This is a genomic window from Janibacter sp. UYMM211, from assembly GCF_040547045.1.
GTDB classification, from domain to species: domain Bacteria; phylum Actinomycetota; class Actinomycetes; order Actinomycetales; family Dermatophilaceae; genus Marihabitans; species Marihabitans melonis.
In genome coordinates, this window is sequence record NZ_JBEPOY010000005.1 from 32,037 (window position 1) to 57,768 (window position 25,732).

Annotated in this window: 25 protein-coding genes; 13 read left to right on the forward strand and 12 right to left on the reverse strand. The window is 73.3% G+C overall.

The features are described 5' to 3' along the window. Window positions 1–3: 3 nt before the first annotated feature. On the forward strand, window positions 4–402 hold the full coding sequence (locus ABIB53_RS13240) for a secondary thiamine-phosphate synthase enzyme YjbQ (RefSeq protein WP_123092666.1): 399 nt from the start codon (window positions 4–6) through the stop codon (window positions 400–402). 27 nt (window positions 403–429) lie between these two features. Here ABIB53_RS13240 and ABIB53_RS13245 read toward each other — a convergent pair whose 3' ends face one another. The 5 genes from ABIB53_RS13245 to ABIB53_RS13265 all read right to left on the reverse strand — a co-directional run bounded on the left by ABIB53_RS13245 (window position 430) and on the right by ABIB53_RS13265 (window position 5,942). Continuing rightward, on the reverse strand, window positions 430–1,092 hold the full coding sequence (locus ABIB53_RS13245; RefSeq protein WP_123092667.1) for an FMN reductase: 663 nt from the start codon (window positions 1,090–1,092) through the stop codon (window positions 430–432). Further along, complete coding sequence (locus ABIB53_RS13250) at window positions 1,089–2,258, reverse strand: LLM class flavin-dependent oxidoreductase (RefSeq protein WP_354588498.1); 1,170 nt, start codon at window positions 2,256–2,258, stop codon at window positions 1,089–1,091. Before ABIB53_RS13250 ends, ABIB53_RS13245 begins: the two co-directional genes overlap by 4 nt. A 91-nt stretch (window positions 2,259–2,349) precedes the next feature. Further along, window positions 2,350–3,759 (reverse strand): FAD-binding oxidoreductase, encoded by a 1,410-nt coding sequence (locus ABIB53_RS13255; protein WP_354588499.1) that lies wholly within the window; start codon window positions 3,757–3,759, stop codon window positions 2,350–2,352. Next, the gene (locus ABIB53_RS13260; protein ID WP_354588500.1) at window positions 3,756–5,000 is read right to left on the reverse strand and encodes an alpha-hydroxy acid oxidase; all 1,245 of its coding nucleotides are present in this window, start codon (window positions 4,998–5,000) and stop codon (window positions 3,756–3,758) included. The genes ABIB53_RS13255 and ABIB53_RS13260 overlap by 4 nt, the downstream gene beginning before the upstream one ends. A 36-nt stretch (window positions 5,001–5,036) precedes the next feature. After that, complete coding sequence (locus ABIB53_RS13265; RefSeq protein ID WP_224766939.1) at window positions 5,037–5,942, reverse strand: AEC family transporter; 906 nt, start codon at window positions 5,940–5,942, stop codon at window positions 5,037–5,039. A gap of 125 nt (window positions 5,943–6,067) precedes the next feature. Here ABIB53_RS13265 and ABIB53_RS13270 point away from each other — a divergent pair, with 125 nt between their 5' ends. Beyond that, window positions 6,068–7,189 carry an L-talarate/galactarate dehydratase gene (locus ABIB53_RS13270; RefSeq protein WP_229300126.1) on the forward strand — a complete coding sequence of 374 codons (1,122 nt, stop codon included), beginning with the start codon at window positions 6,068–6,070 and terminating at the stop codon, window positions 7,187–7,189. 49 nt (window positions 7,190–7,238) lie between these two features. Further along, the gene (locus ABIB53_RS13275; RefSeq protein WP_354588501.1) at window positions 7,239–7,937 is read left to right on the forward strand and encodes a FadR/GntR family transcriptional regulator; all 699 of its coding nucleotides are present in this window, start codon (window positions 7,239–7,241) and stop codon (window positions 7,935–7,937) included. On the opposite strand, the gene ABIB53_RS13280 is transcribed toward ABIB53_RS13275, so the two are convergent. From ABIB53_RS13280 to ABIB53_RS13300, 5 genes are all read right to left on the reverse strand, one after another. Then, a complete protein-coding gene (locus ABIB53_RS13280) occupies window positions 7,912–9,177 on the reverse strand; it encodes a glucarate dehydratase family protein (protein WP_354588502.1) in 1,266 nt (421 codons plus the stop codon). The two genes, ABIB53_RS13275 and ABIB53_RS13280, sit on opposite strands and share 26 nt — an antisense overlap. After that, window positions 9,174–9,569: a universal stress protein gene (locus tag ABIB53_RS13285; protein WP_068271335.1), complete on the reverse strand. Its 396-nt coding sequence runs from the start codon at window positions 9,567–9,569 to the stop codon at window positions 9,174–9,176. The genes ABIB53_RS13280 and ABIB53_RS13285 overlap by 4 nt, the downstream gene beginning before the upstream one ends. A gap of 67 nt (window positions 9,570–9,636) precedes the next feature. Further along, a complete protein-coding gene (locus tag ABIB53_RS13290; RefSeq protein ID WP_354588503.1) occupies window positions 9,637–11,163 on the reverse strand; it encodes a tripartite tricarboxylate transporter permease in 1,527 nt (508 codons plus the stop codon). A gap of 12 nt (window positions 11,164–11,175) precedes the next feature. Further along, window positions 11,176–11,727 carry a tripartite tricarboxylate transporter TctB family protein gene (locus ABIB53_RS13295; protein WP_354588504.1) on the reverse strand — a complete coding sequence of 184 codons (552 nt, stop codon included), beginning with the start codon at window positions 11,725–11,727 and terminating at the stop codon, window positions 11,176–11,178. Between the two features lie 82 nt (window positions 11,728–11,809). Then, window positions 11,810–12,811 carry a Bug family tripartite tricarboxylate transporter substrate binding protein gene (locus ABIB53_RS13300; RefSeq protein ID WP_354588505.1) on the reverse strand — a complete coding sequence of 334 codons (1,002 nt, stop codon included), beginning with the start codon at window positions 12,809–12,811 and terminating at the stop codon, window positions 11,810–11,812. Between the two features lie 178 nt (window positions 12,812–12,989). Between ABIB53_RS13300 and ABIB53_RS13305 the strand changes: the two genes are divergently transcribed. From ABIB53_RS13305 to ABIB53_RS13330, 6 genes are all read left to right on the forward strand, one after another. Continuing rightward, window positions 12,990–13,622 carry a helix-turn-helix transcriptional regulator gene (locus ABIB53_RS13305; protein ID WP_354588506.1) on the forward strand — a complete coding sequence of 211 codons (633 nt, stop codon included), beginning with the start codon at window positions 12,990–12,992 and terminating at the stop codon, window positions 13,620–13,622. Window positions 13,623–14,082: 460 nt separating this feature from the next. Then, window positions 14,083–14,460: a hypothetical protein gene (locus tag ABIB53_RS13310; protein WP_354588507.1), complete on the forward strand. Its 378-nt coding sequence runs from the start codon at window positions 14,083–14,085 to the stop codon at window positions 14,458–14,460. 90 nt (window positions 14,461–14,550) lie between these two features. Continuing rightward, entirely contained in the window at window positions 14,551–15,495 is a 945-nt protein-coding gene (locus tag ABIB53_RS13315; RefSeq protein ID WP_354588508.1) for a LysR family transcriptional regulator, read from the forward strand. A 155-nt stretch (window positions 15,496–15,650) separates the two neighbouring features. Beyond that, window positions 15,651–16,583: a 5-dehydro-4-deoxyglucarate dehydratase gene (kdgD, locus tag ABIB53_RS13320; protein WP_068271292.1), complete on the forward strand. Its 933-nt coding sequence runs from the start codon at window positions 15,651–15,653 to the stop codon at window positions 16,581–16,583. A gap of 11 nt (window positions 16,584–16,594) precedes the next feature. Beyond that, window positions 16,595–18,088, forward strand: a complete 1,494-nt coding sequence (locus ABIB53_RS13325) for an aldehyde dehydrogenase (NADP(+)) (protein ID WP_354588509.1) — start codon at window positions 16,595–16,597, stop codon at window positions 18,086–18,088. Next, window positions 18,085–19,407, forward strand: a complete 1,323-nt coding sequence (locus ABIB53_RS13330) for an enolase C-terminal domain-like protein (protein WP_354588510.1) — start codon at window positions 18,085–18,087, stop codon at window positions 19,405–19,407. Before ABIB53_RS13325 ends, ABIB53_RS13330 begins: the two co-directional genes overlap by 4 nt. A 116-nt stretch (window positions 19,408–19,523) precedes the next feature. Here ABIB53_RS13330 and ABIB53_RS13335 read toward each other — a convergent pair whose 3' ends face one another. Further along, on the reverse strand, window positions 19,524–20,090 hold the full coding sequence (locus ABIB53_RS13335) for an NADPH-dependent FMN reductase (protein ID WP_354588511.1): 567 nt from the start codon (window positions 20,088–20,090) through the stop codon (window positions 19,524–19,526). Between the two features lie 137 nt (window positions 20,091–20,227). On the opposite strand from ABIB53_RS13335, the gene ABIB53_RS13340 reads away from it, so the two are divergent. Both ABIB53_RS13340 and ABIB53_RS13345 read left to right on the forward strand, forming a co-directional pair. Continuing rightward, window positions 20,228–21,553, forward strand: coding sequence for a hypothetical protein (locus tag ABIB53_RS13340; RefSeq protein ID WP_354588512.1), 1,326 nt, complete (start codon window positions 20,228–20,230; stop codon window positions 21,551–21,553). Beyond that, a complete protein-coding gene (locus ABIB53_RS13345) occupies window positions 21,550–22,986 on the forward strand; it encodes a hypothetical protein (RefSeq protein ID WP_354588513.1) in 1,437 nt (478 codons plus the stop codon). Before ABIB53_RS13340 ends, ABIB53_RS13345 begins: the two co-directional genes overlap by 4 nt. Here the strand turns inward: ABIB53_RS13345 and ABIB53_RS13350 are convergent. Continuing rightward, complete coding sequence (locus ABIB53_RS13350) at window positions 22,967–24,004, reverse strand: alcohol dehydrogenase catalytic domain-containing protein (RefSeq protein WP_354588699.1); 1,038 nt, start codon at window positions 24,002–24,004, stop codon at window positions 22,967–22,969. The two genes, ABIB53_RS13345 and ABIB53_RS13350, sit on opposite strands and share 20 nt — an antisense overlap. Before the next feature lie 52 nt (window positions 24,005–24,056). Here ABIB53_RS13350 and ABIB53_RS13355 point away from each other — a divergent pair, with 52 nt between their 5' ends. Both ABIB53_RS13355 and ABIB53_RS13360 read left to right on the forward strand, forming a co-directional pair. Further along, complete coding sequence (locus ABIB53_RS13355) at window positions 24,057–24,614, forward strand: DUF4396 domain-containing protein (RefSeq protein ID WP_354588514.1); 558 nt, start codon at window positions 24,057–24,059, stop codon at window positions 24,612–24,614. After that, entirely contained in the window at window positions 24,611–25,255 is a 645-nt protein-coding gene (locus ABIB53_RS13360; RefSeq protein ID WP_354588515.1) for a class I SAM-dependent methyltransferase, read from the forward strand. Before ABIB53_RS13355 ends, ABIB53_RS13360 begins: the two co-directional genes overlap by 4 nt. The last annotated feature ends 477 nt before the right edge of the window (window positions 25,256–25,732 follow it).

The following is a 25,732-nucleotide window of genomic DNA, read 5'->3' on the forward strand; positions in this document are numbered from 1 at the left end:
GCGATGAGATCGCAGACCCGCGAGTACCGCACCGGCGGCGACGAGGTCGTCCTCGACATCACGTCTGACTGCGAGCGCTTCGTCGAGGGCGACGGGCTACTCCACGTCTTCGTCCCGCACGCGACGGCCGGCATCGCGATCATCGAGACCGGCGCCGGCAGCGACGACGACCTGCTCGCCGCGCTGCGCGACCTGCTGCCCGCCGACGAGAGGTGGCAGCACGCGCACGGCAGCCGTGGGCACGGTCGCTCGCACGTCATGCCGGCGATCATCCCGCCGTACGCGAGCGTGCCCGTGCTCGACGGGCGGCTCGCGCTCGGGACGTGGCAGTCGATCTGCCTCGTCGACCTCAACGTCGACAACGCCGTGCGCACGGTGCGGCTGAGCCAGCTCCAGGGCTGACCCCCCGGTCGCCGCGACGACGACCGGTCAGGCGGAGCCGTCGTGCCCGCGGAGCAGGTCGGCGAAGCTCGCCGAGGGGGTGAGACCGAAGGCCTGCGGACGGACGTCGCGCGTCGTCGGCGCGAAGCCCTCGACCGCCGTCGGCTCGGCGACGACGAGGGCCGCGAGCTCGCCGGCGGCGCGCTGGATGCGTCGCTGCAGGTCCGACCCGCCCTCGCCCCCGCCGAAGTCGTCGGTCGCGGCGAAGACGCCGGTCGGCACGACGACCGCGCGCAGGTAGGCGAAGAGCGGGCGCATCGCGTGCTCGAGGACGAGCGAGTGCCGTGGGGTGCCCGCGGTCGCGGCGAGCAGGACCGGCATCCCGTCGAGGGCCTTGGGGTCGAGCAGGTCGACGAAGGTCTTGAAGAGCCCGGAGTAGCTCGCGGCGAAGACCGGGGTCACCGCGACGAGCCCGTCGGCCGCGGCGACCTGCGCCTGTGCGGCGACGACACCGGGCGTCGGGCGGTTGCCCGACACCATCGTCTGCGCCATCTCGACGGCCAGCTCGCGCAGCTCGATCGTCTCGACCTCGACGCTCTCGCCCCGCCCGCCGACGGCCGCTCGCACGGCGTCGGCGACCTGGTCGGCGAGCAGCCGGGTGCTCGAGGGCTGGGAGAGACCGGCGGTGAGGACGACGACGCGGCGGCTCATCGGGCGACCGCCTCGGCCTGCGCCTGCTCGCGCGCACGCTCCTGCTCGGCCCGGGCGACGGGGCTGCTGATCACCTGGCGGTGCGGGCTGTCGGGTCCGGCCGCGACGAGCGAGGCGTGGGTCGGCGGGTCGCTCGGCACGTGCGCGGGACGACGGCGCTCGAACTCGGCGCGCAGCGTCGGCACGACCTCGGTGCCGAGCATCTCGACCTGCTCGAGGACCATCGGCAGCGGCAGCCCCGCGTGGTCCATGAGGAAGAGCTGGCGCTGGTAGTCGCCCACGTGGTCGGCGAAGCCGAGGGTGCGCTCGATGACCATCTCCGGGGTGCCGACGGTGAGCGGGGTCTGCCGGGTGAAGTCCTCGAGGCTCGGGCCGTGCCCGTAGACGGGGGCGTTGTCGAAGTAGGGCCGGAAGACGCGCTTGGCCTCGGCCTCCGTGGCAGCCATGAAGGCCTGCCCGCCGAGCCCGACGACCGCCTGGTCGGCGGCGCCGTGCCCGTAGTGCTCGAAGCGCCGGCGGTAGAGGTCGACCATCTGCGCGGTGTGCCCGAGGTCCCAGAAGATGTTGTTGTGGAAGAAGCCGTCGCCGTAGAAGGCGGCCTGCTCGGCGATCTCGGTCGAGCGGATCGACCCGTGCCAGACGAAGGGGGCGACCTCGTCGAGCGGGAAGGGCGTCGAGGTGTAGCCCTGCAACGGCGTGCGGTAGCGGCCCTGCCAGCTGACGTCGCGCTCGCGCCACAGCAGACGCAGGAGGTGGTAGTTCTCGATCGCGAGCGGGATGCCGTCGCGGATGTCCTTGCCGAACCACGGGTACACCGGACCGGTGTTGCCGCGCCCCATCATGAGGTCGACGCGGCCCCCGCTGAGGTGCTGCAGCATCGCGTAGTCCTCGGCGATCTTCACCGGGTCGTTCGTCGTGATGAGGGTCGTCGCGGTCGAGAGCTTGAGGCGCTCGGTCCTCGCGGCGATCCAGCCGAGCATCGTCGTCGGCGAGGAGGGCACGAAGGGAGGGTTGTGGTGCTCGCCGGTCGCGAAGACGTCGAGACCGACCTCCTCCGCCTTGAGCGCGATCTGGAGCATCGCGTCGATGCGCTCGGCCTCGCTCGGGGCGGTGCCGGTCGTGGGGTCGGTCGTGACGTCGCCGACGGAGAAGATGCCGAACTGCATGATGCGCTCCCTTTGATTGACGTTTCAACCATAGCAACGACGCCCCCGGCTTGGCCATTCCCTCCGGCGCGGCGCCTCGGGGGTCGGGCCCCTACCCCGGGAGGACGGCGCCGGGGTTCATCAGGCCGGCGGGGTCGAGGGCGGACTTCACCGCGCGCATGAGGTCGAGCTCGACCTCGGACGTGCGCTGCTGGTGCGCGCCGACCTTCGTGCGCCCCAGACCGTGCTCGGCGCTGATCGACCCGCCGCGCGCGGTCACCTCGTCGTAGACCGCCGCCGTCAGCTCGGGCGCGGCGGCGCGCAGCGCGTCCTCCTGCCCGACGGGCGCGGTGAGGTTGTAGTGGAGGTTGCCGTCGCCGACGTGCCCGTAGGTGACGAGACGGACCCCGGGCAGGACCGCGTCGAGCCTCGGCGCGAGCGCGGCCACGGCATCGGCGAGACCGGCGATCGGGAGGGTGACGTCGTGCTTGACCGACGGCCCCTCGACCCGCTGGGCCTCGGACACCCCGTCGCGCAGGACCCACAGCGCGGCGCGCTGCGCGGACCCTGTCGCGACGACTGCGTCCGCGACGAGACCCTCCTCGACGGCCGCGCCGAGCGCGCCCTCGAGCTGCGCGTCGAGCGCGCCCTGGTCGACCCCCGCGAGCTCGACGAGCCCGTACCAGGGGTGCACCTGGGCGAAGGGGTCCCGCGCGCCGGGCACGTGGGCGAGGACGAGGTCGAGGGCCTGGCGCCCGACGAGCTCCCACGTCGTGAGGCTCTCCGCGGCGTGCTCGCGCAGCCGACCGAGCAGGGCGACGGCCGACCCGACGTCGGGCAGCGCGACAAGTGCCGTCGCCCGCCGTGGGGTGGCCGGCAGCAGACGCAGCACGGCCGCCGTGACGACCCCGAGCGTGCCCTCGGCCCCGACGAAGAGCTGGGTGAGGTCGTAGCCGGTGTTGTCCTTGCGCAGCGCACGCAGCCCCTCCCACACCCGCCCGTCGGGCAGGACGACCTCGAGGCCGAGGACGAGCTCACGGGTCATGCCGTAGCGCAGCACCGCGGTGCCGCCGGCGTTGGTCGAGACGATGCCGCCGACGGTCGCCGAGCCCTCCGAGCCGAGCGAGACGGGGAAGAGCCGACCGACCCCCTTCGCCGCCTCCTGCAGCTCGGCGAGGACGACGCCGGCCTCGACGGTCACCGTGTCCGAGACGGGGTCGACGTCGCGGATGCGGCGCATCCGGGTGAGCGAGAGGACGACCGACGGGCCGTCGTGCCGCGGTGTCGCCCCGCCGTTGAGCCCGGTGTGCCCGCCCTGGGGCACGACGGCGACGCCCTCGGCCGTGCACAGCCGCACGACCTCGGCCACCTCGGCGGTGCTCGCCGGCCGCGCGACCGCGAGCGCCGAGCCGACGACCGTGCCGGTCCAGTCGCGCAGGTAGGGCTCGAGGTCGTCGCCGTCGGCGAGCAGCCCCCGGTCGCCCAGCACCTCGCGCAGCGCCGCGACGAGCCCCGCGCTCACGAGTCCCCCCGGAGCCGGACGTGCTGCGGGCCGAGCGAGCCCACGTCGGGCACCCCGAGCAGGCACATCGTGCGCTCGAGCTCGGAGCGCAGGATCTCGAGCACCGCGTCGACCCCGCGTCGGCCGCCGAGCATAAGGCCGTAGAGGTACGGCCGGCCGACGAGCACGCCGCGGGCGCCCATCGCCAGCGCCGCCGCGGCGTCACCGCCGGAGCGCACCCCGGAGTCGACGTAGACCTCGGTGCGGTCGCCGAGCGCGTCGACGACCTCCGGCAGCAGCTCGAGCGGCACGGGCGCGCGGTCGAGCTGACGCCCGCCGTGGTTGGAGAGCACGACCGCGTCGGCCCCCGCGTCGACGGCGACGCGCGCGTCCTGCGTCGTGAGCACGCCCTTGACGACCACCGGCAGGCCCGAGCGCTCCTTGACCCAGGCGATGTCCTCGGGGCGGATCGCCTGCTCTCGCAGCGCGTTCGACACCCCCCACCGCGCGTGCTCGGACCCCTCGGGGAAGGTCGCGAAGCGCAGCGGCTCGCTCGTGAGGATGCCGCCGACCCACCCCGGGTGACGGGCCAGCCCGGCGAGCGTGCGCGGGGTCAGCTCGGGCGGGATGGCGAAGCCGTTGCGCTTGTCCTTGCGCTTCATCCCCGTGACGACCGTGTCGACGGTGAGCATGACGGCCTCGTACCCGTGCTCGCGCGCCTGCTCGAGGTGCTCCAGGCTCACCCCGCGGTCGCGCATGAGGTAGAGCTGGTACCAGTTGCGCCCGCCGGGCGCCGCGGCCGCCAGATCGGGGATCGAGGTCGTCGCGTACGTCGACAGCGTGTAGGGCACCCCCGCGTCGGCGGCCGCCGCGGCGACCGCGCACTCCCCCGTGTGGTGGCTCAGCCGGGTGTACCCGGTCGGCGCGAGGACGAAGGGGGAGGCCGCGGGCCGCCCGAGCATCGTCGTCGTGAGGTCGGGGGTCGCGACCGCGCCGAAGACCGTGGGCCGCAGCTCGACGCGCTCGAAGGCCTCCCTGTTGCGCGCCATCGCGATCTCCGCGTCGGAGCCGGAGTGCACGTAGTCCCACACCGCGCCCGGCACCCGCCGCCGGGCCATCGCCTCGACGTCGTCGATGCTCACCGCTCGGGCGAGACGCCGCGACACCGCGTCGGCCGCGGGCCGGCGCATGTGGAGGAAGGGCTCGACGTCGGCCCATCGGGGCACGCGTCGGGGCGGGCGCGGGGTGAGGGCAGCGGACATGGTCGACCTCTCGTCAGGTGCGGGGGCGGGGGTGCGTCATCCGAGGACCGCGGCGACGACGAGCGCGACCGGCAGGGCCGCGACGGTGGTCACGAGGATGGTCTCGCGGGCAACGTCCTGCCCGACGCGGTAGCGCGTCGCGTGCAGGAAGATGTTCTGCGCGCTCGGCAGCGCGGCGGTGAGGACGACGCCGAGCAGCGCCGGGCCCTCGAGACCCAGCGCGGAGGCGACCGCCCACGCGACGACGGGCATGACGGCGAGCTTGAGACCGGAGGCGAGGGCGACCTCGGCCGTGTGACCGGAGCGGCCGACCGGGGGCGAGAGCCGCAGCGCGGCGCCGTAGCTGAGGAGCATGAGCGGGATCGCCGCGCCGCCGAGCAGCGACAGCGGGGCCTCGACGACCTCGGGCAGCGGCCAGCCGGCGATCGCGATGACCGAGCCGATGACGGCGGCGACGGTCAGCGGGTTCGTCGCGACCCGGCGCAGCGCGGCGGCGGCGCCCGCGGCCCCGCCGCGGAGCCGGTCGAGCACGACGAGGGCGACCGGCTGCACGACGAGCAGCTGGAGGAGCAGGGTGGGCACGACGACGCCGACGTCGCCGACGACGAAGGCGGCGATGGCGATGCCGAGGTTGCCGGCGTTGACGTAGCCGGAGACGAGCGAGCCGATGACGACCTCGCCCGCCGGCCGGCGCCAGACCAGCCGTGCGACGAGCGCGTAGAGCACGAGGTTGACGGCGAGGGCGCTCGCCGACGCGACGACGTTGACCCCCGCCCCGACGAGGTCAATCCGCGAGACGGTGACGACGAGCAGCGCCGGCATCGCCGCGAAGAACGCGACCTCGCCGAGCGTGACGATCATCCGGTCGTCGACGACCCCGACGTGCGCCAGCCCGGCGCCCACGGCGATGACGAAGAGGATCGTCGCGAATCCCACGATCACGGGTGGACCTCCCTTCGACGGTCTGGACAACTCATCATACAACCTCCATACTCATCGCATGAGTTGGCGGGTCGTCTCATGACCCGCCGTCCGCCCCGCCCCACACAACCACCCGGAGGACCCCCATGGCCGACGCGATCCGCTCCCTGACCCTGTCGCACGTCGTGCTCCCGCTCGAGACGCCCGTGAGCGACGCGAAGGTCCTCACCGGCCGGCAGAAGCCGCTCACCGAGACCGTCCTGCTCTTCGTCGAGGTGACGACCGAGCAGGGCCACCGCGGCATGGGCTTCAGCTACTCCAAGCGCGCCGGCGGTCCGGCGCAGTACGCCCACCTCCGCGAGGTCGCCGAGGTCGCCATCGGGCAGGACCCGGCCGACATCGACCGCATCTACCAGTCCCTCATGTGGGCCGGGGCCTCCGTCGGCCGCTCCGGCGTCGCGACCCAGGCCGTCGCCGCCCTCGACGTCGCGCTGTGGGACCTCAAGGCCCGGCGCGCCGACCTGCCCCTGGCCAAGCTCCTCGGCGCGTACCGCGACTCGTGCCGCGTCTACAACACCTCCGGCGGCTTCCTCCAGGCCTCCGTCGAGGAGATCAAGGAGAAGGCGAGCGCCTCGCTCGAGGCCGGCATCGGCGGCATCAAGATCAAGGTCGGCCAGCCCGACTGGCGCGAGGACCTGCGTCGCGTCGCCGCCCTGCGCGAGCACCTCGGCGACACCCCCTTCATGGTCGACGCCAACCAGCAGTGGGACCGCGACCGCGCCCGCCGCATGTGCCGCGAGCTCGAGGCCTTCGACCTCGTGTGGATCGAGGAGCCGCTCGACGCGTGGGACGCCGTCGGCCACGCCGACCTCTCGCGCACCTTCGACACCCCGATCGCGACCGGCGAGATGCTCACCTCCGTGCCCGAGCACATGGCGCTGATCGACGCCGGCTACCGCGGCATCGTCCAGCCCGACGCCCCGCGGATCGGCGGCATCACGCCCTTCCTGCGCTTCGCGACCCTCGCCTCGCACGCCGGGCTCGCCCTCGCGCCGCACTACGCGATGGAGATCCACCTCCACCTCGCCGCGGCCTACCCGACCGAGCCGTGGGTCGAGCACTTCGAGTGGCTCAACCCGCTCTTCGAGGAGCGCATCGAGATCCGCGACGGCCAGATGTGGGTGCCGGACCGCCCGGGCCTGGGCTTCACCCTCAGCGAGCGGATGCGTCAGCTGACGAAGGACACCGTCACCATCGGCGCCGCGTGAGCGATGGCGTGAGAGCGACGGGTCGTCGTCGTGCGGGCATGATGCCCGCATGACGACGACCCTCGCGCATGCCGTGGTCACCGGGCTCAAGGAGGCGATCCTGCGCGGAGACCTGCCGCCCGGGGCGAAGCTGCCCTCGGAGCCCCAGCTCGTCGAGCAGTACGGCGTCTCGCGCACCGTCGTGCGCGAGGCGGTGACACGGCTGCGCAGCGAGGGTCTCGTCGAGACCTTCCACGGGCGCGGGTCCTTCGTCCTCGCGCTGCCCGAGCCCTCCCCCTTCGCCGCCGAGTCGACCCGGATCCGCACCCACGACGACGTCCTGGCGATGCTCGACTTCCGCATCGGCGTCGAGAGCGAGGCCGCCGCGCTCGCGGCGCACCACCGCACCCCCGCCGACGAGCGGGCCATCCGCGCGGCGACGGAGGACTTCGGGCGGCAGGGGCACGAAGGGGCGGTGAGTGCCGACTTCGACTTCCACCGGGCGGTCGCGGCCGCGACCGGCAACCGCTTCTACCTCGAGCTCGTCGAGTCGCTCGGGCCGATGATGATCATGCTGCCGCGCACCCAGCTCGGCGAGCCGTACTCGATGACCGACGCGACGCACGTCGAGCGGGTGCAGCGCGAGCACGACGCCATCGCTGACGCCGTGCTCGCGGGTGACGCCGACACCGCCCGGGCCGCGATGCGCGTGCACCTCGGCAGCAGCCGGCGTCGGGTGGGGTCTACCAGCTCGCCGTCCGGGGGCTGAAGCCCGGCTCGATCGAGCGCATGTAGACGGTGTCCTCGCGACGCCGCACCCCGCACTCGAGGTACTGCTCGTGGAGCAGGCCGAGCGCGTCGCGGTCGAGCGTCACGCCGAGGCCGGGGGTCGTCGGGACCTTCACCGACCCGTCCACGAAGTCGAGCACGCCGGGCTCGACGACGTCCTGCGTCTTCCACGGGTAGTGGGTGTCGCACGCGTACGTGAGGTTCGGCGTCGCGGCGGCGAGGTGGACCATCGCGGCCAGGCTGACCCCGAGGTGGCTGTTGGAGTGCATCGACAGGCCGAGACCCCACGTGTCGGCGATGCCGCCGAGCAGGGCAGAGCGGCGCACACCGCCCCACAGGTGGTGGTCGGACAGGACGACCTGGACCGCGTCCTGCGCGATCGCCGGCGGCAGGTGCTCCATGGCGATGACGCACATGTTCGTCGCGAGGGGCAGCGGGCTCTGCGCCGCGACGGCGGCCATCCCCTCGATCCCGGGCGTCGGGTCCTCGAGGTACTCGAGGACCCCGTCGAGCCGGCGGGCGACCTCGATCGAGGTGGGGACGGTCCACGCGCCGTTGGGGTCGAGCCGCAGCGGCATGTCGGGGAAGGCCTCGCGCAGCGCCTCGATCGCCGCGCACTCCTGATCGGGCGGGAAGACGCCGCCCTTGAGCTTGAGCGAGCCGAAGCCCCAGCCGTCGACGAGCCGGCGGGCCTGGGCGACGACCTGGTCGGGGGTGAGCGCCTCGCCCCACTCGTCGTCGGGCGCGCCGGGGTGACCGGCCCACTTGTAGAAGAGGTAGCCGGAGAAGGGCACCTCGTCGCGCACGGCGCCGCCGAGCAGGTCGCTCACGGGCACCCCGGCGCGGTGGCCCTGGATGTCGAGGCAGGCGACCTCGAAGGGGGAGAAGACGGTGTCCGACGCGGAGTCGACGTCAAGCATCCCGCCGAAGCTCGCGCCCGCGCCGCCGTCGCCCGTCGCGAGCACCTCGGCGACGAGCCGGCGCAGTCCGTTGAGGTCGTAGGGGTCGGTGCCGGGCATCCGGGCGGCGACCGCCTCGAGCCGGGCGAGGTGGGTCTCGTCGCCGTAGGTCTCGCCGAGCCCGAGCACCCCGTCGTCGGTGTGCACCTCGACGACCGCACGCAGCGCCCACGGCTGGTGGACGCCGACGACGTTGAGCAGGGGCGGGTCGGCGAAGGCGAGCGGGGTGACGACGACGCGGGAGATCTTGGCGCTGCTCATGCGGTCGGCTTCACGGCGAGGACGGGGACGTCGAGACCGAGGAGCAGGCGCTGGGCGTCGCTGCCGAGGACGAGCTTGCCGACGGGGCTGCGGCGACGCAGACCGATGACGACCATGCTCGCGCCGGTGCTCGCGACGAGCCCCTCGAAGGTGTCGACGATGTCGGAGCCGTGCAGCGGCTGCTCGACGGTGGCCTCGACGCCCGCCGCGCGGGCGGCGCCGAGGATCCGCTCGCGGGCCTCGTCGTCGACCATCTCGGCGTCGACGGTGCTGCCGCGGCGTGGGCTGTTGACGACGACGACGTCCTGCTGGAGGGCCGCCGCCATCTCGAGGCCGCGGGCCAGCGCGGCCTCGCCCTCGGGGGTGGGGACGTAACCGACGAGGATGCTCACGGGTCTCTCCTTGGGGTTCGTGCGGGGGTGCGGTGCGGGATGGGCACGGGGTCAGATGGGCACGGGGTCAGACCCGCAGGTCCTCGCGGTCCGGCTGGTCGGCGACCGCCGCGGCGCGGCGGCGCTTGCGGATGCCGCTGACGATCGGCCAGGCGGCGACGAGCACGAGGACGAGCAGGATCGTGCCGGAGATCGGGCGCGTGACGAAGCCGGTCGGGTCGCCCTCGAAGATGATGAGCGAGCGGCGGATGTTCGCCTCGACGAGACCGCCGAGGACGAAGGCGAGGACGAGCGGCCCGGGCTCGAAGCCGAGCTTCTTCATGAGGTAGCCGACGACGCCGAAGATGATCATCACGTAGATGTCGAAGACGCTGTTGTTGATCGTGTAGACGCCGAGGACCGTGATGAGCACGGTGATCGGGGCGAGGATCGCCGGGCGCACCCGCAGGATCCGCACGAAGATGCCGACGAGCGGGATGCTGAGGAGCAGCAGGATGAGGTTGCCGACGTACATCGAGTTGATGACGCCCCAGAAGAGGTCGGGGCGCTCGTCGACGAGCTGCGGGCCGGGCGTGACGCCGAGGATGAGCAGGGCGCCGAAGAGGATGGCCATCGAGGCGTTGGCCGGGATGCCGAGGGTGAGCAGCGGGATGAAGGACGAGGTCGCCGCGGCGTTGTTGGCCGTCTCGGGGGCGGCGACGCCCTGGATGGCGCCGCGGCCGAAGCGCTCGGGCGTCTTGCTGATCCGCTTCTCCGTCGCGTAGGCGGCGAGCGAGGACATCACCGCGCCACCACCGGGCAGGACGCCGAGGAGGAAGCCGATGCCCGACCCGCGGGCGATGGCGCCCGAGGACTCCTTGAGGTCGGCCCGCGAGGGCCAGACGTTGCCCACCTTCGCCGGGGCGTGGACCTTGCCGTGGCGCTCCTCGAGGTTGTAGAGGATCTCGCCGACGCCGAAGAGGCCCATGGCGACGACGACGAAGTCGATGCCGTCGGAGAGCTGGAGGCTGCCGAAGGTGAAGCGCTCGGCGCCGCTGAAGCTGTCGCGGCCGACGGTCGCGAGGAGCATGCCGATGCCGGCCGCGATGAGCGCCTTGAGCATGTGGCCGCTGCCGATGGTCGAGACGAGGAGCACGCCGAGCAGGGCGAGGGCCGCCATCTCCGGCGGGCCGAAGTCGAGGGCGTAGCCGGCGATGACCGGGGCGAGCAGGCTCAGGCCGATGATCGAGACGGTGGCGCCGATGAAGGAGCCGATCGCCGCGATGCCGAGCGCGGTGCCCGCCTTGCCCTGCTTGGCCAGGGCGAAGCCGTCGAAGACGGTGACGACCGATGACGCCTCCCCCGGCAGACGGAGCAGGACCGAGGTGATCGTGCCGCCGTACTGGGCGCCGTAGAAGATGCCGGCGAGCATGATGATCGCCGAGACCGGGTCGGTGCCGTAGACGATCGGCAGGAGGATCGCGATGGTGGCCGCCGGGCCGAGGCCGGGCAGGACGCCGATGAGCATGCCGATGAGCACGCCGATGAGGCAGTAGAGGAGGTTGCGGGGCTCGGCGACGACGCTGAAGCCCTCGAGGAAGGCGCTGACATCCATGACGACTCCAGGTCAGAGGGCGATGAGGTGCGGCAGCGGGATGCGCAGGCCGTAGAGGAAGAGGACGTAGAAGACCGCGACGGTCCCCACGGAGACGGCGATCGAGGTCCGCCAGCTCTCGCCGCCGAGCCAGCGCAGCCACACGAGGCACAAGAGCAGCGAGGGGATCTCGAAGCCGACGACCGGCAGCAGGACCGCCACGCCGAAGAAGGTGGCCAGGCCGACGAGCGGCAGCAGGCTGGAGCGGCTGAAGACCTCGGTGTCGGTCAGACCGCGCCCGAAGAGGAGCAGCAGGACACCGAGCGCGGCGATGCCGACCGAGATGATGAAGGGCCACAGGCCCGGGCCGGGGTCGCGGGGCGACCCCAGCCCGTAGCCCGAGGCGAGCACCGCACCGGCGATGCCGATGATGAGCGCGACGAGCGCGCCGGCGATCTGGTAGCCGGGTCCGCCCGCGGGCGGACGCTCCTCGGCCAGCTCCTCGGCGACCTCGGCCTCGAGCTCGGCGAGGACGTCGCCCTCCGGTGCCGTCCGGGGGCTGCCCGGTGCGCGCTCGTCGCTCATGCTCTTCTCCTTCGGTCCTGCGAGGTGGTGCGGGTGCTGTGCGTGATGGTGCGGGGTGGTGCGGGTGCCGTGAGGCGTCAGGTCACTGCTTGGCCAGGTCGAGGTCGTACTTCTCGACGAGCTCCGCGTAGCGCTTCTTGTCGGTCTCGAGCTGGGTGGTGACCTCCTCGCCGGAGACCTCCATCGGCGTGAGGCTGTTCTGCTCGTTGAACTTCTTGTACGCGTCGGTGGCGAAGGTGTCCTTCATCCCCTTCGCGATGGTGTCCTTGACGTCCTGGGGGGTGCCCTTGGGCACGGTCATGAAGCGGTACTGGAAGACCTCGACGTCGAGACCCTGCTCCTTGGCGGTGGGCACGTCCTTGAGGTACTCGATCCGCTCGGGGGCGAAGACCGTGACCGGCGTGAGCTTGCCGGACTCGATGTTCTCGACCGCCTCGCCGATCTGCAGGCAGGCCGTGTCGACCTGGCCGCCGAGGACCGCGGTGAGCGCGGGGGCGCCGCCGTCGAAGGGGACGGGCTTGGAGGTCGCGCCCGCCGTCTCGAAGGTGAGGGCGCAGGAGAGCTGCGCGCCGGTGCCGACACCGGTCGTCGCGTAGGTGAGCGTCTTCGACGCGCCCTTGATGTCGTCGAGGTCCTTCAGACCGCTCTTCGGGCTCGTCACGAGGACGTAGTCGTCGCGGCTGACGCCGCCGACGACCTCGACGTCGTCGATGCTCGTCACCTCGGACTCCTTCACGGCGAGCGGGGTGATCGCGAAGAGCGAGGCGTTCTGGATGCCGATGACGGAGCCGTCGTTCTTGGCGTCCTTGATCTCGGCCGCGGCGAGCGCGCCGTTGGCGCCCTCGCGGTTGATGACGGCGAAGGTGCCGCCGAGCGAGTCGGACAGCCCCTTCGAGACCGCGCGGCTGATGAGGTCCGAGGACCCGCCGGCCGAGGCGCCGACGTACATCTCGACGGTGCCGGAGGGGTAGGACGCGTCGTCGCCGCCGCCTCCACCCGTCGAGGTCTGGACACCGCCGCAGGCGGTGAGGGCGAGGACGCTCGCGCCGGCGAGGGCGGCGAGGGCGGGGGTCTTCGTGGGCATCGTTGCTCCTAAGGGGTTCCGCGTGACGAGGGATGACACTAGGAGCGTCGGTCGATGCACGTCCAAGCCCAACTGAGCATGGAGTGATCCACGCAAGGCATCACGAACCGGGGACGGCGCCCAGACCGGCTGCAGCAGCCCCCTCGCCGACACCCCTCGTGGGGACTACCGTCGACAGATGGCCCCTACAGACGTAGAAGCCCCGATCAGGGTCGCCCTCCTCGACGACTGCGAGGTGGTGGCCCGGGGGGTCGCGGCCATGCTCGCCGACTACCCGCTGCGCGTCGAGCTCGTCGAGCCCGACCACCGGCTCGTCGTCGCGCAGCCCGTCGACATCGCCCTGTGGGACGCCTTCGCGCCCGGCGCAGCCGACGAGGACCGCTCCACCGTCGCCGACTCCCTCGTGCGCCGCACGGCGCTCTTCACGTGGGACGTCTCGAGCCGGAGCGTGCTGCTCGCCCAGGAGCGTCACCTGTCCGGGGTGCTGTCGAAGTCGGCGAGCGCCGGCCGGCTCGTCGACGCCCTCGAGCGCGTCGACGCCGGCGAGAACGTCGTCATGAGGCCCGACGACGCGGTCGCCGAGGAGGACGGGTGGCCGGGCCGGGCCGAGGGCCTGACCCGGCGGCAGGCCGACGTCGTCCGCCTCGTCGTCGCCGGTCTGAGCAACCAGCAGATCGCTCACGCCTGCTACCTCAGCATGAACTCGGTGAAGTCCTACATCCGCGCCGCGTACCGCACGATGGGCGTCAGCTCGCGCAGCCAGGCGGTGCTGTGGGGCGTCGACCACGGCTTCCGCCACCACCGCCCCTGACGACGGGGGACCCACCGCGGGTCGGCCAGGAGCACCCACGGCGGGCCGCTCTCCACGCTACGGCGGCGGCCTGCTCGACGCAGGCCCCCTTTCGGGCGGTCCCGCTCAGGTGCGGGCCTCGGCCTGCTGATGGGAGCGGCGAGGGCGGAGCACAGCGTGGTGGGTTCGTGACCTCGCCGAGCTGTGCCCTCCCTCGTCGCCCTCGTCGCTCCCATCTCCCCAGCGGCCGCGGTGCGCCGATGCGACGACGGTACTCCCGTCTCTTTACCGCGTCTTTACTTTCGCTTTACTACCTCTAGACAATTTTCAGCGCTGGACAGCGACCGGGATGCTCGCAGGTGACCGTGCGAGGGTGAGGGCTCACCACCCCTTCGACGTCTGGACGTCTCCCATCCCTGCTGCAGCAGCCCGTGCCCGAGCCCGTCGGTGGGCGCATGTCGACCCGGCCCGACGAGGCCTCGTGCTGGCGTGGGTGGGCTTCACCCTCACCTTCGCCCTCGCGCGCCTCGTCACCGGGGTCATCAAGATCGGCGACCAGGACACCGGTGACGTCGTCGTCGGCGGCGTGCACCTGCACCACTACCTGTGGGGCATCGCCATCGTCGTCGCCGTCGCGATCTACGGGCTCGTCGACCGCAGCGCACGGACGCGGTCCGTCATGGGTGCCGCCCTGGGTGTCGGCGTGGCGCTCGTCGTCGACGAGATCGCGCTGCTCGTCACCCTCGAGGACGTGTACTGGACGAGCGAGGGCTGGTCGAGCGTCGCCGTCGCGGTCATCATCATCGGCGTCGTCGGCAGCGCGCTCGCCGCGACCCGCAGCGGCCGGCAGGACGACTGAGCCGCCGTCGCGTGGCACCGGTTCGACGAGGGGGTGTCACCTCGAGGTGACACCCCGTCTTCGACCCACCGCCCGCGTACGCTCGGGCTCGTGATCACCCTCGACCAGGTCCGCTGCTTCGTCGCGGTCGCCGAGGAGTTGCACTTCGGGCGCGCGGCGCAGCGGCTGCAGATGACCCAGCCCCCGCTCTCCCGCCAGATCCAGAAGCTCGAGCGCGCCGTCGGCGCCCACCTGCTCGAGCGTGACAACCGGCACGTCGAGCTGACCGGGGCCGGTCTGGCCTTCCTCGACGAGGCCTACCGTCTGCTCTCCGTCGTCGAGAGCGCCGGCGACGTCGCCCGCCGGGTCGACGCCGGCGCCGCGGGCGTGCTGCGCCTGGGCTTCACCGCCGTCTCCGCCATCTCCATCCTCGGGCCGCTGCTGCGCCGGCTGAGCACCGAGCTGCCCGACGTCGAGGTGCTGCTGTCCGAGCGCGTCACCGGGGCCCAGGCCGACGGCATCCGCCGCGGCGAGCTCGACCTCGGGCTCGCGCGACCCCCCTTCGACACCGGTCTGCTCAGCTCGCGCGTCGTCCTGCGCGAGCCGCTCATGGCCGTCCTGCCCACAGACCACCCGCTCGCCGGTCTCGACCGCCCGCTGACGCCGGAGGACTTCGACGGCGAGCCCGTCATCGCCTACGACCCCCGGCAGTCCCGCTACTTCCACGAGCTGCTCGTGCGCTTCTTCGCCAACGCCCACCCGCGCGTCGACCAGCGGGTGCACCAGGTGCTCACCGCCCTGCTCCTCGTCTCCGCCGGCCGCGGCACGACCCTCGCGCCCGAGTCGGCCCGCTCCCTCGGCGTCTCCGGCGTCGTCTTCGCCGAGCTCGCGCACGGCGGCGGGCGCACCGGTCTCGACGCCGACCCCGAGCGGCCGGTCGAGCTCCACGCGATCTGGGACCGCTCGTCGGTCAGCCCGGTCGTGCGCCGGGTGCTCGACGTCGTCCGCGACGTCTCCACCGGGGCCGGTCGAGAGCACACCCGACCGAGCGCGTAGCTCTCCCCCGTACCGGGCCCCGCCCGTCCTGCTCACGTCACGATGTCGATGCCCGGGGGGTATTGCGGGATACATCTTTGGGCTTGGACAGGCATCGTCCACCCCTCCTAGCGTGACCGACGAACCCCCACCGGTACGACGACAAGGACGACAGCGTGACCGCCTACAGCCCCGCAGACCTGGCCGAGCAGCTCAAGAGCGGACTGCTCTCCTTCCCGGTCACGCACTTCACCCCCGACCTCGAGCTCGACCTCGACGCGTACCGCCAGCACCTCGCCTGGCTCGCCGAGCACCCCGTCGCCGGTCTCTTCGCCGCCGGCGGCACCGGCGAGGGCTTCAGCCTCAGCCTCGCCGAGACCGACGCCGTCGTGCGCGCCGCCGTCTCCGAGGTCGCCGGGCGCACCCCGGTCCTCGCGCCCGCCACCGGTGCGACCGTCAACGCCGTCGCCCAGGCCCGCGCGGCCGCCGACGCCGGCGCCGACGGCATCCTGCTCATGCCGCCCTACCTCACCGAGGCCGGCCAGGACGGCCTCTACGAGCACGTGAGCCGCGTGTGCGAGGCCACCGGCCTGGGCGTCGTCGTGTACTCGCGCGCCAACGCCGTGCTCCACGCCCCGACCGTTGCCCGTCTCGCCGAGGCCAACCCGACCCTCATCGGCTTCAAGGACGGCATCGGCAACGTCGAGCAGATGACGCGCACCTACGCCACCGTCGGCGACCGCCTCATGTACATCGGCGGCCTGCCGACCGCGGAGACCTTCGCCCTGCCGCTGCTCCAGCTCGGCGTGAGCACCTACTCCTCCGCCCTCTTCAACTTCGTGCCGGAGTGGGCCGTGGCCTTCTACGACGCCGTGCGCCGCCAGGACACCGACGAGGTCTACCGTCGGCTGCGCGAGTTCGTCCTGCCCTACCTCGACATCCGTGACCGCACCCCCGGGTACGCCGTCTCGATCGTCAAGGCCGGGCTCGAGGCCATCGGCCGTCCCGCCGGCCCGGTCCGCCCGCCGCTGACCGACCTGCGCCCGGACGAGCGCGCCGAGCTCGCCACCCTCGTCGAGCGCACCCGCCTCGTCGAGACCGCCCGCTGAGAGGACACCGCATGACCGACCAGCCCACCTCGATCGTCGCCGGCGCCGAGAGCGCCACCGCCGACGTCGCCGCTGCCACCCAGGCCGCCGAGGACGCCTTCGCGCAGTACCGCGCGACGACGCCGCAGCAGCGCGCCGACTTCCTCGAGGCGGTGGCCGCCGAGATCGAGGCCGACACCGACGCCCTCGTCGAGGCCGCCGTCGCGGAGTCGCACCTGCCCCAGGGCCGCATCACCGGCGAGGTCGGTCGCACGACCGGCCAGCTGCGGATGTTCGCCGGCGTCGTGCGCCGCGGTGACCACCTCGGCGTGCGGGTCGACCCGGCCCAGCCGGACCGCACGCCGCTGCCCCGCGCCGACATCCGTCAGCGGATGATCCCGCTCGGCCCGGTCGCCGTCTTCGGGGCGAGCAACTTCCCGCTCGCCTTCTCGACCGCGGGCGGCGACACCGCGTCCGCGCTCGCCGCCGGCTGCCCGGTCGTCGTCAAGGGCCACCCCGCCCACCCGCGCACCGGCTACCTCGTCGCGAAGGCCGTCTCCCGCGCCGTCGCGAGCACCGGCCTGCCGGCCGGCACCTTCTCCTTCCTCCTCGGCGACGGGATCGAGCTCGGCCAGGAGCTCGTCCGCGACCCGCGGATCACCGCCGTCGGCTTCACCGGCTCGCGCGGCGGCGGTCTCGCCCTCGTGCGCGCCGCGGCCGAGCGCGAGGTGCCGATCCCGGTCTACGCCGAGATGTCCTCGATCAACCCCGTCGTCGTGCTCCCCGGGGCGCTCGAGGGCGACGTCGCCGGACTGGCGCAGGCCTACGTCGGCTCGCTGACCCTCGGGTCGGGCCAGTTCTGCACGAACCCCGGCCTGCTCTTCCTGCCCCGCGGCGAGGCGGGCGACGCCTTCGTGGCTGCTGCTGCCGAGGCGGTCGGCCAGGCCTCCGGCACGCAGATGCTCACGTCCGGCATCGCCCAGGCGTACGCCGAGGGCACGGCCCGTCAGTCCTCCGGCGACGGCATGACCGTGCTCGCGACCGGCTCGGCCGGCGAGGGCTCCGACGCCCCCGCGCCGCAGCTCACGCAGGCCGCCTCCGCCGACTCCCCGGTCGTCGCCGACGAGGTCTTCGGGCCCGCCGGCGTCGTCATCCGCTACGACTCGGTCGAGGGTCTCCTCCCTTCGCTCGCCGACCTCGAGGGCCAGCTCACCGCGACGGTCCACGCGGCCGCGGGCGACGCCGAGGCGGCACGCGCGCTGCTGCCGACCCTCGAGCGCAAGGTCGGACGCATCCTCTTCAACGGCTGGCCCACCGGGGTCGAGGTCGGGCACGCGATGGTCCACGGCGGCCCCTTCCCCGCGACCTCCGACAGCCGCACGACCTCGGTCGGATCGCTGGCGATCGAGCGCTTCCAGCGTCCGGTGGCCTACCAGGACGTCCCGGCCGACGTGCTGCCCGAGGCGCTGCGCGACGACAACCCGTGGGGTCTGCTGCGGCGCGTCGACGGGGAGCTGCAGGCGTGAGCACGACGATCGCCCGCGTCGAGGTCGTGCCCGTCGCCGGGCACGACTCGGCGCTGCTCAACCTCAGCGGCTGCCACGGCCCGTACTTCACCCGCAACATCGCGATCGTCACCGACTCGCAGGGTCGCGAAGGGGTCGGCGAGGTGCCCGGTGGCGAGGCCATCCGGCGCACGGTCCTCGACGCCTCCGAGCTGCTCGTCGGTCAGCCGGTCGCCCGCTTCCGCTCGCTGCTGCGCGACGTCGCCGCCGCCTTCGCCGACCGGGACTCCGGTGGGCGCGGGCTGCAGACCTTCGACCTGCGCACGACGATCCACGCGGTGACCGCGCTCGAGTCCGCGCTGCTCGACCTCGCCGGCCAGGAGCAGGGCGTGCCCGTCGCCGAGCTGCTCGGCGACGGGCAGCAGCGCACCCACGTGCCGATGCTCGGCTACCTCTTCTACGTCGCCGACCCCGACGAGGTGGGCGGGGCCTACCTGCGCGAGCCGGACGGCGCCGACGACTGGGAGCGGGTGCGCCGTGAGGTCGCGATGACGCCCGAGGCCGTCGTGCGTCTCGCCGAGGCCGCGCAGGCCCGGTACGGCTTCACCGACTTCAAGCTCAAGGGCGGCGCGCTGCCCGGCGAGGAGGAGGTCGCGGCCGTCACCGCGCTGCACGAGCGCTTCCCGGACGCGCGGATCACGCTCGACCCCAACGGCGGGTGGCTGCTCGCCGACGCGATCCGTCTGCTGGGTGGCACCGGTGACGTCCTGGCCTACGCCGAGGACCCGTGCGGTGCCGAAGGGGGCTACTCGGGTCGCGAGATCATGGCGGAGTTCAAGCGGGCCACCGGTCTGCGGACGGCCACGAACATGATCGCGACGGACTGGCGCCAGATGGCGCACGCCATCCGGACGAACGCCGTGGACATCCCCCTCGCGGACCCGCACTTCTGGACGATGGCCGGCTCGGTGCGCGTCGCGCAGATGTGCCACGAGTTCGGGCTGACGTGGGGCTCGCACAGCAACAACCACTTCGACGTGTCGCTGGCGATGTTCACCCATGTCGGCGCGGCCGCCCCGGGCGAGATCACCGCGCTCGACACGCACTGGATCTGGCAGGACGGGCAGGGGCTGACGACCGACCCGCTGCAGATCCGCGCCGGGCAGATCGAGGTGCCGACGGCTCCCGGGCTCGGGGTGACGATCGACCGCGAGCGACTCGCCGAGGCCAACGCCCTGTACGAGGAGCACGCGCTCGGCGCCCGCGACGACGCGATCGCCATGCAGGCCCTCGTGCCGGGCTGGACCTTCGACCCGAAGCGTCCCGCCCTCGTGCGCTGAGCCGAGCACGACGAAGGGGGACCCCGACCGATCCGGTCGGGGTCCCCCTTCGTCGTCCGGCGGGCGGTGCCACCACGGCGCACGCTCTGCCGCGAGCTACGGCCCGGCGGGGCCGGTCAGGCGACGGGCTGGTCCTGCAGGACGAGCGCGCGGGTCGCGGCGACGAGCTGGTCGACGAGGACGTCGAGCTCACCGGCACGACGCTCCTCGAGCTGCAGGCCGTCCTGGCCGAGCTCGGTGAAGAGGCTCAGCGCGACCTGCTGACGCACGGCGTGCATCGAGAAGTTCGCGACGACGGAGCGCCAGTGCTCGACTGCGCGGATGCCGCCGTCGGCGCCGTAGGAGACGAAGGCGACCGTCTTGCCCATCCACTCGGGGGCGAGGGAGTCGAAGGCGTTCTTGAAGGCGCCGGGGATCGAGTGGTTGTACTCGGGGGTGACGAAGACGAAGCCGTCGTACTGGTCGATCGCCTGGCCGAAGCGCACGACGCGCTCGTCGTCGTACTGGCGGTTCGCCATGCCGGGGATGACCGGCGAGGTGAGCATCGGCAGGTCGAAGTCGGCGAGGTCGACGATCTCGAAGGTGGCCTCCTCGCGCTGGTCGGCGGTGGCCTGGACCCACTCGGCGACGGTGCGGGCCGCGCGGCCCTCGCGGACGGAGCCGACGATGATGCCGATCTTCATGTGGTGCTCTCCTTCGGTGATGCTGCGTGCAATGGTTTAACTCTCAACTAAGACGATAACCGATCCATTCCCCGTGACCCAATCGCCGTCGTTTCGTGGGGTACCGACGACCGCGGCGGTCGGGGGACGATGTCGCCATGAGCCCGCACGAGATCGCCGACCCGACGACCCCGCGCAGCAAGACCCCCTTCGTCGTCGCCGGCGTGCTCGCCGCCGGGGTCGCGGTCGTGGCGACCGCGGGTCTGGGCTGGCGCGCCCTGAACCCCACGACCGAGGTCACCGGCCAGGTCGCGCTGACGAGCGAGGCCCTCGTGCGGATCGGGCCCGGCGGGTGGTACTACGAGTCGGGACGGCGCGGGGCGCCGGACCTCGTGCGCCAGGTGGGCACCGACGCGTCGTGGGAGGTGCCCGAGATGGAGTCGGGCATCAGCGCGACCCCTGACCTGCTCACCGAGGACGGCGCGGTGCTCCATCTCGACGGCGACGCCGTCGAGATCCGCACCGCCGACGGCACGCAGCGCGCGGACGTGCGCGACGTCGCGCAGGCCTACGGCGAGGACCTCTGGCCCGGCGAGCGGCTCGAGCTGGTCGGGGCGAGCGCGACCCACGCCGTCGTGCGCAGCTGCCTCACCGACGAGTCCGACGGCGCCGCCCAGGACGTGACCGTGCTCGCCGGCGTCGCGCTCGACGACGGCGACGTCTCGTGGGCCACCCGCGTCGCCACCTCGTGCGACCCCGAGGTCGCCACCTACCGGGCGCGCCACGCCCCCGCCCAGCGCTACACCTTCGTCGAGACCCCCGACGAGGTCCTCGCCGTCGACCTCTCCGACGGCGACGTCGCCCAGCGGTGGCGTGGCCTGGAGATCCACGACGTCGCCGTGCGCGGCGACGACGCGCTCGTCACCGTCGGCGACCGGGTGCGGGCGATCTCCCTGCGCTCCGGTCGCACGCTCGACGAGCAGGAGTGCCGGGTCGCCTCGCTCGGCGACGACATCGGCATCGACGGGCAGGTGAGCGAGCTCGGGGCGCTCTCGGCCGGGTGCATGGAGCGCTCCTGGGTGTGGGACGGCGAGCAGCTCGTCGAGGGCCCCGACGACGGGGGCGGGATGAACGAGCCCCTCGCCGAGGGTCGCGAGGTCGCCCGCGGCCGGCTGGCGCTGACCCGCGAGGGCACGACGCTGCACGTGCGCGACCTGCTCGGCGAGCGACCCGACCAGAAGGTGGCGATGCAGTCCGAGGACGCCGTCGTCGCCGCGTACCAGCCCGGTGGCCGCCTGCTCGTGCTCGCCGAGGTCGGCGACGACCACGCCTCGTCGATGCGTCTCGTCGACCTGCAGACCGGCGACCTCGTCGCCGACGCGACGGGGCGCCTGGACTTCAGCGCCGACGTCACGCCCGACGGCTACGCGCTCGTCGAGTCCGCGGACCACGAGACGCACTGGGTCGTCGGGGTGACCCGATGAGCCGCGCGCGCCCGGTCCGGGTCCTCGTCGGCGTCGCGGTGGCTGTCGTCGCCCTGCTCGTCGTGCTCCTCGGCGCCGGCGTCCTCGGCCCGAGCCGCGCCGAGCGGGCCGCCGGGGTCGACGACCTCACCGGACCCGACGACGCCGTCGGCGTCGTGTGGTCCGGCGAGAGCCGCTTCGTGACGATGGGCCCCGGCGGGTGGTTCTCCACCTCGCCGAAGGGGGACGCGGACGTCCTCATGGTCCACGGCCCGACCGGTCGGCAGTGGTCGATGCCCTCCTTCGACAGCCCCGACGCCATCACCTCCGACGGGCGGGCGATCTCGTTGCTCGGCGGTGACGTCACGATCATCAGCGAGGACGGCACGCGCGTCGAGGCGAGCGCCCGAGATCTCCTCGTCGCCTTCGGCGACCGCCGCCTCGTCGCCGGCGAGGACGCCGTCTTCGTCGCGCTGTCGGACGAGCACGTCGTCGTCGCGACCTGCCTCTCGACCGACGGGGCGCGGCTCGACGAGGAGGCGCCGGGCGGGCGGACCGTCGTCGCGGCGGTGGGGCTCGACGACGGGCGGGTCGCCTGGACGCACGACACCGAGGTGGGCTGCGAGGCCGACGTCGCGGGCTACCGCTCGATGGCCCAGCCCGAGCAGCGCTACGTCGCGATCCACCCCTCGCAGACCCGCACCGACGTCCTCGACCTCGCGACCGGCACGACCGTCGCGAAGCTCACCGACCGCACGACCGGCCGGGTCGTCGTCCAGGGCGAGCGCGCGATGCGGCGCGACGGCGACACCGTCGAGGTCACCTCGCTGCGCACCGGTGGCACGGTCGCGACGACGACCTGCCCGGGCGCCCGGCTGGGCAACCCGGGCGACACCCAGGGTCGTCTCTCCGAGGACGGGGTGCTCACCGTCGAGTGCGGCGACTCGGTCCGCCTGCTCGACGGGTCCACCTTCGTCACGGTCGACGCCCCCCCGGTCGGCAAGGACCAGCAGGTGCCCGACGGCGGGTCGGTCAGCCACGACCGGCTCGTGCTGACCCGCACGGGCGACACCCTCGCCGTCCGCGACGCGCTCGCCGAGCGCGACCTCGGCACCGTCGAGGTGCCCGAGGGCATGCGCATCGCCACGAACGAGCCGCGCGGCCGGGCCCTCGTCCTCTACGAGACGAAGGAGAGCTCGTGGTTCACCGGCAACCGCCTGCGCACGAAGGTCCAGGTGCTCGACACCCGCACCGGCGAGCTCGTCGTGAGCACCGACCGCGGGCTGTCGCCGGGCAGCTCCGTCTCGCCCGACGGATTCGTCGCGATGAGCGCGTCGGTCGACGGCCGGTCGACGACGTCACGCCGGTCGCGCTACCGCGAGGACTCGGTGCACTCCTGGGTGGTCTCGGTGCGCGAGGTGAGCCCGTCGTCGGTCACGGCCGGACGACGGTGATGCCGGCGGGTGCGCCCGCGCCCAGCGCGACGAGCGCGTCCGGGGCCTCGTCGAGGCCGACGACCCGCCCGACGAGCGCGGTGAGGACGATCCCGCCGGCGACGAGGTCGAGCATCGCGGGGTAGTCCGCGGCCGCGAGGCCGTGGGTCCCGTGCACCGACAGCTCCCACCCGACGACCCGGTCCATCGGCAGGGCGGCGTCGGCCTGGTCGCCGAGGAGCAGACCGGCCTGGACGTGACGCCCCCGGCGGCGAAGGGAGAGGACGCTCGCCCGCGCGGTGGGGACGGACCCGTAGGCGTCGAGGGATAGATGGGCACCACCGCCGGTCGCCGCGACGACCTCGGCCGCGACCTCCTCGGGGGTGCGACCCGACCCGTCGACGACCGCGTCGGCCCCGAGGGTGCGGGCCAGCTCGAGCGCGCTCGGCGCGACGTCGACGACCGTGACGCGGGCGCCCAGGGCGCGCGCGACGAGCAGCGCGGACAGCCCCACCCCGCCGGCGCCGTGGACGGCGACCTCGTCGCCGGGACGGACGGCCCCGTGCTGCGCGACGGCGCGATACGCGGTGGCGAAGCGGCAGCCCAGTGCCGCGGCCTCGACGTCGCCCACGCCGTCGGGCACGGCCACGAGGTTGTGGTCCGCGGCGTGCAGCGCGACCTGCTCGGCGTAGCTGCCCCAGCCGGTGAAGCCGGGCTGGGTCTGGTCGGGGCAGACCTGGCCGTCGCCCTGCGCGCACCACTGGCACCGGCCGCAGCCGCAGACGAAGGGAGCGGTGACCCTCTCCCCCACCTGCCAGCGGGTGACCTCGGGGCCGACCTCTCGGATCGTGCCGACGAGCTCGTGCCCGGGCACGTGGGGCAGCTCGACCGGGTCGTGACCCATCCACGCGTGCCAGTCGCTGCGGCACACGCCCGTCGCCGTCACGGTGACGACGACGCCGTCGCGCGGGCAGGCGGGGTCGGGCACCTCGGTGACCTCGGGGCGGGTTCCGGTGCGGGTGACGAGGACGGCGCGCATGGTCGTCATGATGCCTGGCGTGCATACCCCTATGGGGTATATGGTCATGATCATGGACACCACCGCTCACCACGAGGACGCGCACGACATGTCCGGCATGGCGGTCAGCGCGACCTTGCACTGCCTCACCGGGTGCGCCATCGGTGAGATCGCCGGTCTGATGATCGGCACGGCGCTGGGGTGGCACACGCTCGGCACCACGGCTCTGGCGATCGCGCTGGCCTTCGTCTTCGGGTACTCGCTGTCGGCCCTGCCCCTGGTGCGGGCCGGGATCGCCCTGGGCTCGGCGCTCACCCTCGTGCTCGCCGCCGACACCCTCTCGATCGCGACGATGGAGATCGTCGACAACGCGGTCATGTGGCTCGTGCCGGGCGCGATGGAGGCGGGGCTGGGCGACTGGCTCTTCTGGGTCTCGATGGGGCTCGCCCTGACGGTCGCGTTCTTCGCCGCGCTGCCGGTCAACCGCTACCTGCTGCGACGAGGCCGGGGTCATGCGATCACCCACGAGGCCACCGGGCACGCGGCGATGGACAACCGCCCGCTCGTCTTCGGCATCGTCGGCTTCCTGCTCGGCGGGCTCGCCGCCGCCATCGGGTCGGTGCTGTCGTGAGCGACACCGATGACGTGCGCGCGGCCTACGACGCGATGGCGCAGGCGTACGCGGCCGCGTACCCGACGACCGAGCCCGAGAGCGCGCCCGAGCTGGCGATGGTCGACCATCTCGTCGAGCTCCTCGGCCCGGCGGCCCGGGTGATCGACGCCGGGTGCGGCACGGGCCGGATGAGCCGCTACCTCGCCGACCGAGGGGCGGTCGTCGAGGGCGTCGACTTCTCGCCGGGGATGCTCGAGCAGGCGAGAGCCGCGCACCCGGACCTCTGCTTCGAGACCGGGTCGCTCACCGACCTCGGTGGCGACGACGGTCGCTACGACGGGGTGCTCGCGTGGTACTCGCTCATCCACCTCGACGACGCCGACGCGGCGCGCGCCGTGCGCGAGATGGCCCGGGTGGTCCGGCCCGGCGGGCTCGTGCTCGTGGGCTTCCAGACCGGGTCGGGGGTGCGCGACCTCGGCGAGCGGATGCGCGAGCGCGGGCTGGCCGTCGATCGCCTGCCCCGCTGGCACCGCGAGCCCGACGCGGTGCTGTCGATGCTCGCCCGAGCCGGCCTCGTCGAGGTCGCGGTGATGCGACGGGGCCCGGTGGGCGCCGAGCAGGACGGCCAGGCCGCCGTGCTGGTCCGTCGCGAGACCTGAGGCGGCGGGCCCTTGCTGGTCGAGGCGCGGAGGCCCGCCAGGGCCGGAGCCTCGAGACCACGCCTCGGTCGTGACCCGCGGGTACGACGACCACCGGGGTCACCCCCTTCGCGCCGGTCCCGCGATCGCGGGACCGGACGAGTGCGGCGGGACGGCAACGGTCGTCGCCCGCGCGCTGCCCGGGCAGCGGCCGGGTGCGTGGAGCATGACCGGGGTCTACTTCCTGCCCTTCTCGGCACGCGCCTCCACGAGCCGACCCGTGTCATGCCTTACCGGCAGGTCGTCCACCCACGAAGCGTAGGAGCGCACCCGGTGGGGTCTCGATCAGATGGCGGGCTCGCCGGGTGCCGTCCCCGCGGCCGCGAGCCCCGCTAGCGTCACGCCATGACAGTGCTGGCACGCACACGCCGAGGCCGGACCCTCCGCACGCTCACGCTGAGCGTCGGCCTCGTGGTGCTGACCGCGTGCGGGGGCGAC